Here is a 7,249-nt window from a genome sequence, read left to right on the forward strand (position 1 = left end):
CGTGCGGGGGGGTTTAGTTGGGGCGGGGGGGGGCGGAGTTGGTCGGGGCCGGCTGGGCTGGGGGGCCCACCCTTTCGGGGGGCGGGGCCGGCCGGGGCCCAGGCCCGGCCTGCCGCGTCTGCGGCCGGTCCGGTGGTGGCGCTCTCGGAGGAGTGGGCGCGCCGCCCGCGAGGCGCGCCGGCGCCTGACCGGGGAAGAACCGCGAGGAAGGGGAACTGATCGGGATGAGGGGGAGGACGCCCCGGACCGGTGTGAGCTGGCGGGTTCGGAGGCGACCGCTGTCCTGTCCCGGATAACTGTTGGCATGGTGGGGCTCTGACCTGCTGTGCTTGCGGTTGAGCGGAACGAAGGTGCTCTCCGTCCCGTTCAAGGGCAGGCAGCTGTCTCTATGGCGTGCTCGGAAGTTCACTGATTGGCTCGGAGGTCTCATGCCCCTGCAGATGGAACTGATCGCGATAACACTCGATTGCCCTGATTCACTGGCTCTGGCGGCGTTCTATCAACAGGCCACGGGATTTGAACCACACCCGAAGTCGGATGCCGAGTTCGCCGGTCTCAACCGCGAGGACGGACTCTTCATCGGCTTCCAGCGGGTCGAGGACTACCGGCCTCCGAGTTGGCCTGGCCAGACCGTTCCCCAGCAGCTTCACATCTGCTTCAAGGTCGCGGAGAGTCTGGACGAGGCCGAGGCCCGGCTGTTGGAACTGGGTGCGGACAAGCCGGATTACCAGCTGCATGGGGACAAGGCACGGGTCCTTACCGACCCTGCTGGGCATCCCTTTTGTATCGTCACGCACTGATTTGGCGTTCTCGTCGCGATGAGTGTGGCTATGCCGTCGGGGTCGCCGAGCCGATATTCGAGCTCCGCAGCCGTTGACCCGACGGTTCCTGCCTACACATCGCAGAGACTGGACACCGCCGGCTCGCTGCCGAGCCGCAGGGCACGCCATTCCGCCGCCACAGCCGCCCCCGAACGCCTCATGTGCGCGATATGTACGCTTCACGGGGTTGGGCGGCCCGTACGGCGCCCCGTCCGGGCCCCGCAAGTAGCCCCGCTACCGCGCCCACTTCACGGAGTTCGGCGAGCGCGGCCAGCTGCGCCGGTCGGGCCGATCGCAGTCGGCCTCTCGGGAGATGTAACCGCGCACGATGGCCTTCTACGGGCTTCCCGGTGTTCGTGCTGGGCTGCATTCCACGATCTCGCGGGCTGCGCGCAGTTTGCTGGGGTGGTCTCCGAGCAGTCTGGTGGTGATCAGGATTGCCAGGAGGATGCTGACGTCCTGGTCCTTCAGGTGCTGTTGCACGGTGTCCATGTCGGTGCCCGTCGCGAGCAGCCGTCGGCATTCGTCGATGTGCTTGGCGGCCTGCTGCGCGACTTCAGGCGACAGTCCGCCGACGTTGTTGAGGAGTTCTTCCAAGGTGGTGCTGGGCATGGGGGGATTCTCGCAGCGGTTCTCTGTCGTCTCTACGCGTTTCGACCGGACCCTGATCTACCTGGCCCACTCAACCCCGAGTTCGGCGAGCGCGGCCAGCTGCGCCCGGTCGAGCTTGTCGCGTCGGGCCTTGGTGTTGGTGATCCATACGCCCAGCTTCACGACGACCGGCTCCGCCTCGCCCTCGATCGCGATCTCCTCGCCGTGGCCGCGGGGGACGGGTCGGTCGGTGCCTTCCCGTTCGACCCACTGGGTGAGGGCGGTCAGGCCCCGCTGGAACGCCTGCTGCGCCTTGGACGGCCCCTTCACCCCGCCACCCGTGCCCGCGGCCGCGGCCACCGGGGCGGGGGCCGGGGCCTGGGCCGCCTGTACGCCGAGCGCGGTCAGCCGTTCCTGCTGCTCGGCGGAGAGCCGCGCCCAGTCGCGTGCCTGCCGCGTGAGCCACCTGCCGAGGTCGTCGCCGTCGAAGAGCACCCCAGGCGCGATCGCGGGGAGCCGGCCGTCGGCCTCCGTCTCGGCGAGCTGGGCAAGGACCTGGTGGTGGCGTTGCCAGTCGAGCGGCCACGGGCACGCCCAGTCCGGGTCGATCGCGGCCAGCTGCTGCGCGCGGGTGCGGGCCCGCTCCTCGTTCTTCCCGAGGCCGCCGGCGCGTCGGAGGTTGGCAATGAGCTGTCCGATCGCGAGCTGCTCGCCGTCCTCGCCCCAGACGGCGTCCTGCCGGGGCGCCAAGTGCCCGTGGGCCCGCCGGTACGAGCGGAGACCGGCGAGCTTGGTCTCCCACGCCTCCTCACCCGGCTCCCACACCATCCCGGCCTCCGGCGCGTCGAGGAGGGTTCTGCGCCGCTCCTCCAGCTCCCCGGCCCGCAACACCTTCCGCTGCTGGTGCACCCACCGCCCGAGCGGGAACGCCTCCGTCACCCCGACCGCGGTCTCCACGTCATAGGGGACCGCGTACAGCCCGGTGATCCCGTGCTCGGCCCGCCATCGCAGCAGGGCCTGGTAACCCTCCAGCCAGACCAGGGATTCGGGCCGGTAGACGCGGGTCCGCAGGAATGCGGCGATGGTCGCGGGGTCGCGCGGGCTGGAGAAGTGCAGCAGCGCCGACTCGGCCGCGGCGCCGGTACCGTCCTGCTCCTGACCCGCGCCGCCCTCCCCTGCCCCTGCCCCGGCGCCGGCCGCGGCGCTGGTGATCCGGCCGTCCTCGTCCCGCTGGATGTGGACCTGCCGCTCGTGCCGTCCCCGGGACAGGGCCCGGGAGGCGAGTTGCTCGACGAGGCGGGCATCGTGCGAGCGCAGGCCCTGAAGCACAGCGACCAAGGGTGCAAACGACGCCGAGGCGACCATGTCGCCGGGATCCTCACCCCGCTCCAGGAACACCGGCACGATGATCCGCGCGACCTTCGTGGTCCCGTCCGGGTTGGGGCGGAGCGCCCTGCCGATGTTCTGCACGATCTCCACCTGCGACCCACGGGTGTCCGCGAAGCAGATCGCCTCCACTCCCCGCTCGCCGGTGATGTCCACGCCCTCGCCGAGGACGCGTACAGACGCGAGGAACGCCCGGTGGACCCGCCGCCCCCCGGCGTTGATGCCGTTGGCGAACTGGCGCAGGGTCTCGCGGCGCTCGGCGACGAGGTGGTCCCCGCACAGCCACGCCGCCCACACCCGGTCCGGAGGGACGTGGCGGCCGGCCTCGAGCTCGTACGGTTCGGCGCCGATCGAGGAGCGGGGGAGGAGCGCCGCCTGCTCCAGGGCCGCCTCAGCTACCCCGCTGTCCGTGCCTGCCGCGGTGTACAGCTCGGCCGCGGTCTCGGGCAGCTTCGCGGCGAACGCGGCGGCTTCCTCGACCCGCTGGTGGAACGTCATGACGGTCTTGAGGTTGTGCCGCGTCGCGTGCTCCAGCAGCGCGGCCTGGAGAAGGGCCAGGCGCCGGCCCCGCAGCGCGTCCTCGGAGATTCCGAGGACGGGGTCGGGGTCGCGGATCTCGAGGACATCGATCTCGAACCCAGCCAGGATCCCGCGCTCGATCGCCTCCGACAGGCCGAGCTCGGCCCCGGGGAGCCAGGCCCCATACGTGCCGTCCGGGTCATCGGCCATGCTCGCGATCTCCGACTCAAGCCCGCCCGCGCCCTTCCGCGGCCGCGGGGCGGCGAGGATGCGCGGGGTGGCGGTCATGTAGAGCCGGAAGGCGGCCGGGATCCGGGCGTTGTCGTGGATCGCCGCCCACGCCCGCCCCAGATCCCCCGCGGTCGAGTGCGCCTCGTCCACGACCGCGAGGTCGAACGGCGCCATCACCTGCCCGTACAACCGCTCCCCGCCCGCCAGCGCCGCCTCCAGCGGCCCCCGCACCTTCCCCCCGCCCACCGGGCCCTCGATGTCCTCCCGGTCCACCAGCGAGGCGTACGTGGCGAACACGACGACCGGCCCCGCCCCGGCCCACAGGGCGAGCTGGATCGGGTTCGTGGTCGTACGCACCCCGAGCTGCTCCAGGACCGCGTCGTTCTCCAGCGAGCACACCGCGACCATCGGCGCCCGGTGCCCGACCCTGCGCCACGCCTGCGCGGTCTGCACGAGGAGATCCAGGGTCGGCACGGTGACGAGGATCCGCCCGCCCGGGAAGCACTCCAGCGCGGACGCGGCGGCCATGACCGTCTTCCCCGAGCCGGTCGCCGACACGATCGTGCCCCGGACCCCATGAGCGGGCACAGAAGATCTTGCAGAGAATCCAACCCATTTCCGGAACGCCGACTTCTGGGCAACCTGGTGTTCCCTGAGTTGAATCACAGACATTCTCCTGGCCTTCCAATCACTAATTCCGGCGGGTTTTCAGACGGCCGCGGGTCATCGCGACGGCGAGAGCGGCGGCACGGACACCGTGCCATCCCCGCCCACCACGACCCGCTCGGCGAGCTGCGCCAGGACTTCGACGGGCCGCAGCCCGGCCCAAGCGGCCGCCGCCCGGATCAGCCGGCCGGAGCCTGCGGACAGCCACAGCTCCGCCCGCAGCTCATCTTGTTCGTCCTGCCGCCGAACCAGCTGCGCAGCATGCCCGGACAGGACCCCTTGCCGCCGCTCATCACGCTCCCGCGCCCACTCGCAGCCCTGGACATCCCGCTCCGGCTCGTACGCGTCCCGCCCGGAGGCGTCCATCAGGAGACTGACGCGCCGCCACTTCCGGTGCTTCGCCGCCCAGACCGCGGCCAGCCGCTCCGGCTCCGACCCGTACTCGGCAAAGGCCCCGTCGACCAGGGCCCGTTCCGTCTCCCGCTCCCTGGCTGCGGCCTCCGCGATCCGCTCCGCAACCCCAATCCCGCGCCACGTCGTCAGCACTCCACATGCCCGCCGAGTCCTTTCCAGAAAAAGTATGCCGCCGAGACAATCTGAGGCGGATGCCTCATGTTTTCGCCAACGGTACATGCTGCATCTGTCTGATGCAGTTGCTGCACCGGAACCCACACGAACGAGCGGCCCGGCAGGGCCGAAGCACGCAAGGGGACGTTGTGCCGGTTCCTGCTGAAGCTGCGGGATCTGCTGAAGAGCGGTTCACGGGCTGCTTCCGGGTAGACGTGCGGCAGGCGGTGACGTTGCCGTTCGAGGGATGCGAGGGGGCGTGGTGATGGACGCTGCGAAGTGGTCGGTGGACCGTGAACGCCTGGCGCAGTGGGTTCCTGAGGGTGCGCGGATGAGGGCCGGCTGCGCCGTGACCTACGGACGCTCGTTGTGGGGTCTGGTGCCCCGGCGGGCGTCCCTCCTGCTGACCGACCGCCGCGTGCGAGTGCTGCGCCACCGAGGTAATGACCTCCTTTATTGGATACGCGGCATCTGGTTCGAGATGATGCGCGGCGAGGCCACAGCGGTCCGCGGAAATCCGCAGGTACAGGTGGAATTAGACAAGGGCCAGGAGGTCGAGTCACACCGGCGTGACGGCGGGGTTGAGCGCCTGCTGATCAGTCAGTGGGATGAGGTACACGCCGAAGCCCTGTACGAGGCGTTCCCTTCCCCGGAACCGGGCCCGCAATGAAGCGATCGCAGCCCCAGGGCCGTGTGTTGGCCTACGGACTGGGCAGTTGGAAGGTGTGACTTCACTCTTCGTGGTTGCCTCCGAGTTGGCGCGAGACAGGCCGGATGGGCCTCCGTGGTTCAAGTGGGCGTTCCTGGGGGTGTGGGCTGCCCTGCTTCCGGTCGTCCTCTACAAACTGCATCAACACGGTTACTTCAGAAGACGACGCTGACCCCCTACAGCAGCAGCAAGCGCGACCACCCCTGGTCGATGGGAAGGCCCCCGCGGGGGCCGGATGTCGAGGTCCCGGCCGTACGATTTCCGGTGTGATCCGTCCTCTCTCAGGTCCTCTCACATGGAGGTACCCCTTCGCTGCATTCGTGCTGACTCTCCTGATAACCACCTGCTGGTACGGGCTACAGCCGGTCTACCCGGATTGCGTTTACGGCTTCTTCAGCAGTGCCGCGGAGCCGGTAGATCCGAACGAGGCCTACCAAAGGGCAATCGAGTCTGGACAGTGCGAGCCGTCCCACGCCCGCTGGACCACCTGGAGTGGCTGACGACCCACAGCAGCAGCAAGCCCCGTCACCCTCTCATTAGCCAGCCGCCCGCGAAGCGGGCCCAGGACCGGAGAGCGCAGTGAACCGGGTGCGCAGCGGCCGACTGCAGCACCTGGGCGACCCCGGACCCTGATGTTTCACGAGAGGCTGGATCATGGTCCTGCCGCGAGGTGAACCCGCGGTGTGGTTTCCGGGCGGGGGTGGCGTGTTGCTGGATGGGATCGAGTTGTGGCTGCGCAAGGTAGCAGGACCACTGCTCATGAGCCTGATGCTGTGCGGGTGGGGGATCGCCAGGGAGGAACGATGGCTCATCTGGCGGGTGGCGGCTGTGACGTGCGGCCTGGCCATGATCGGAGTGTGTCTGAAGGAGACCTGGAGACTGATACGCGACCAGGAGCCGGCCAAGGCCCGGCTGGACCGCCTGGAAGCCCAAGAGCCGCAGGACCAGACCCAGCCCCCGCCTCACCGTAGCCAGCCGCCCGCGTAGCGAGCCCAAGGCCCGGGGAGCGCAGCGGAAGATCTCACTGGCCAGCCGGTGACCCACGGTCACTCCCGAAGCGCAGTGCAGGGGATGACCGTGGGCGGGCTCCCGATATCGCCCCGTGCAACCTTTGTAGGGCCCGGATGGTCTTGGGGGTGATGAAGGATTCTGATGCGATAGCTGTTGTGGCAGCGCTGTACGAGGTGCACCGTGCGCTTCCTTTTCCTCCTGGTCTTGCCGGTGCGGACAGGGCGGGCTTCGACCTGGTGATGGTCGATGCGGACATTGCCGGCTGTGTCCATACCTGGTTGGTCAATGGCGGCACTCTTGATGAATGGCGTTACAGGATCCTGTACTGGCGTGGGTCGCAGCTTGAGCAGATCCTGCCTGTCCTGAGGCCGGGTGACAGTCCGACCTACTGGGCCAGGCTCTTCCGGATGGCTGAACTCGTGGCAGTGACGGACCTCAGGCCCAAGGAGTCCTATCCGCCTGAACCATGGACACCGATGCCCCCCGAAACCCCCTGACCTAGCCAGCCGCCCGCGAAGCGGGCCCAGCCTGGAGCGCAGCGGAAGGCCTCACCGGCCGCGCGCAGCGCGGCCGGTGACCCTCGGTCAACCCCGAAGCGCAGCGCAGGGGATGACCGAGGGAGTGTGGGAGAGCGCAGCGAACCCACACCAGGCCGAAGCGCAGCGTAGGCCAGCCCCACCCGAAGGGTGGGCGCCCGGAGCGCAGCGCAGGGCTTCCCTTGCACTCCGCGCAGCGGAGTGGTACCCGC

6 protein-coding genes are annotated in these 7,249 nt (G+C 69.4%); 3 read left to right on the forward strand and 3 right to left on the reverse strand.

The features are described from left to right. The first annotated feature begins 428 nt into the window (after positions 1-428). Positions 429-800 (forward strand): VOC family protein, encoded by a 372-nt coding sequence (locus tag ACFWW8_RS37695; RefSeq protein ID WP_386537234.1) that lies wholly within the window; start codon positions 429-431, stop codon positions 798-800. 357 nt (positions 801-1,157) lie between these two features. Here the strand turns inward: ACFWW8_RS37695 and ACFWW8_RS37700 are convergent, their stop codons facing one another. The 3 genes from ACFWW8_RS37700 to ACFWW8_RS37710 are packed head-to-tail and all read right to left on the reverse strand — an operon-like array spanning position 1,158 to position 4,760. Next, positions 1,158-1,433 carry a hypothetical protein gene (locus tag ACFWW8_RS37700; RefSeq protein ID WP_386537237.1) on the reverse strand — a complete coding sequence of 92 codons (276 nt, stop codon included), beginning with the start codon at positions 1,431-1,433 and terminating at the stop codon, positions 1,158-1,160. 57 nt (positions 1,434-1,490) lie between these two features. After that, a complete protein-coding gene (locus ACFWW8_RS37705; RefSeq protein WP_386537240.1) occupies positions 1,491-4,220 on the reverse strand; it encodes a Helicase associated domain protein in 2,730 nt (909 codons plus the stop codon). Between the two features lie 51 nt (positions 4,221-4,271). Then, on the reverse strand, positions 4,272-4,760 hold the full coding sequence (locus ACFWW8_RS37710; protein ID WP_386537243.1) for a hypothetical protein: 489 nt from the start codon (positions 4,758-4,760) through the stop codon (positions 4,272-4,274). 280 nt (positions 4,761-5,040) lie between these two features. Here ACFWW8_RS37710 and ACFWW8_RS37715 point away from each other — a divergent pair, with 280 nt between their 5' ends. After that, on the forward strand, positions 5,041-5,451 hold the full coding sequence (locus tag ACFWW8_RS37715; protein WP_386537246.1) for a hypothetical protein: 411 nt from the start codon (positions 5,041-5,043) through the stop codon (positions 5,449-5,451). Between the two features lie 1,175 nt (positions 5,452-6,626). Then, the gene (locus ACFWW8_RS37720; RefSeq protein WP_386537249.1) at positions 6,627-6,998 is read left to right on the forward strand and encodes a hypothetical protein; all 372 of its coding nucleotides are present in this window, start codon (positions 6,627-6,629) and stop codon (positions 6,996-6,998) included. Positions 6,999-7,249 lie beyond the last annotated feature (251 nt).

Origin of the sequence: Streptomyces sp. NPDC058701 (genome assembly GCF_042715295.1) — a bacterium.
In the GTDB taxonomy this organism is placed as follows: Bacteria; Actinomycetota; Actinomycetes; order Streptomycetales; family Streptomycetaceae; genus Streptomyces.

Excerpts from the sequence above, each read along its gene's own strand:
- ACFWW8_RS37705 (WP_386537240.1), bottom strand. The coding sequence starts at position 4,220 with ATGTCTGTGATTCAACTCAGGGAACACCAGGTTGCCCAGAAGTCGGCG.
- ACFWW8_RS37700 (WP_386537237.1), bottom strand. The coding sequence starts at position 1,433 with ATGCCCAGCACCACCTTGGAAGAACTCCTCAACAACGTCGGCGGACTG.
- ACFWW8_RS37695 (WP_386537234.1), top strand. The coding sequence starts at position 429 with ATGCCCCTGCAGATGGAACTGATCGCGATAACACTCGATTGCCCTGAT.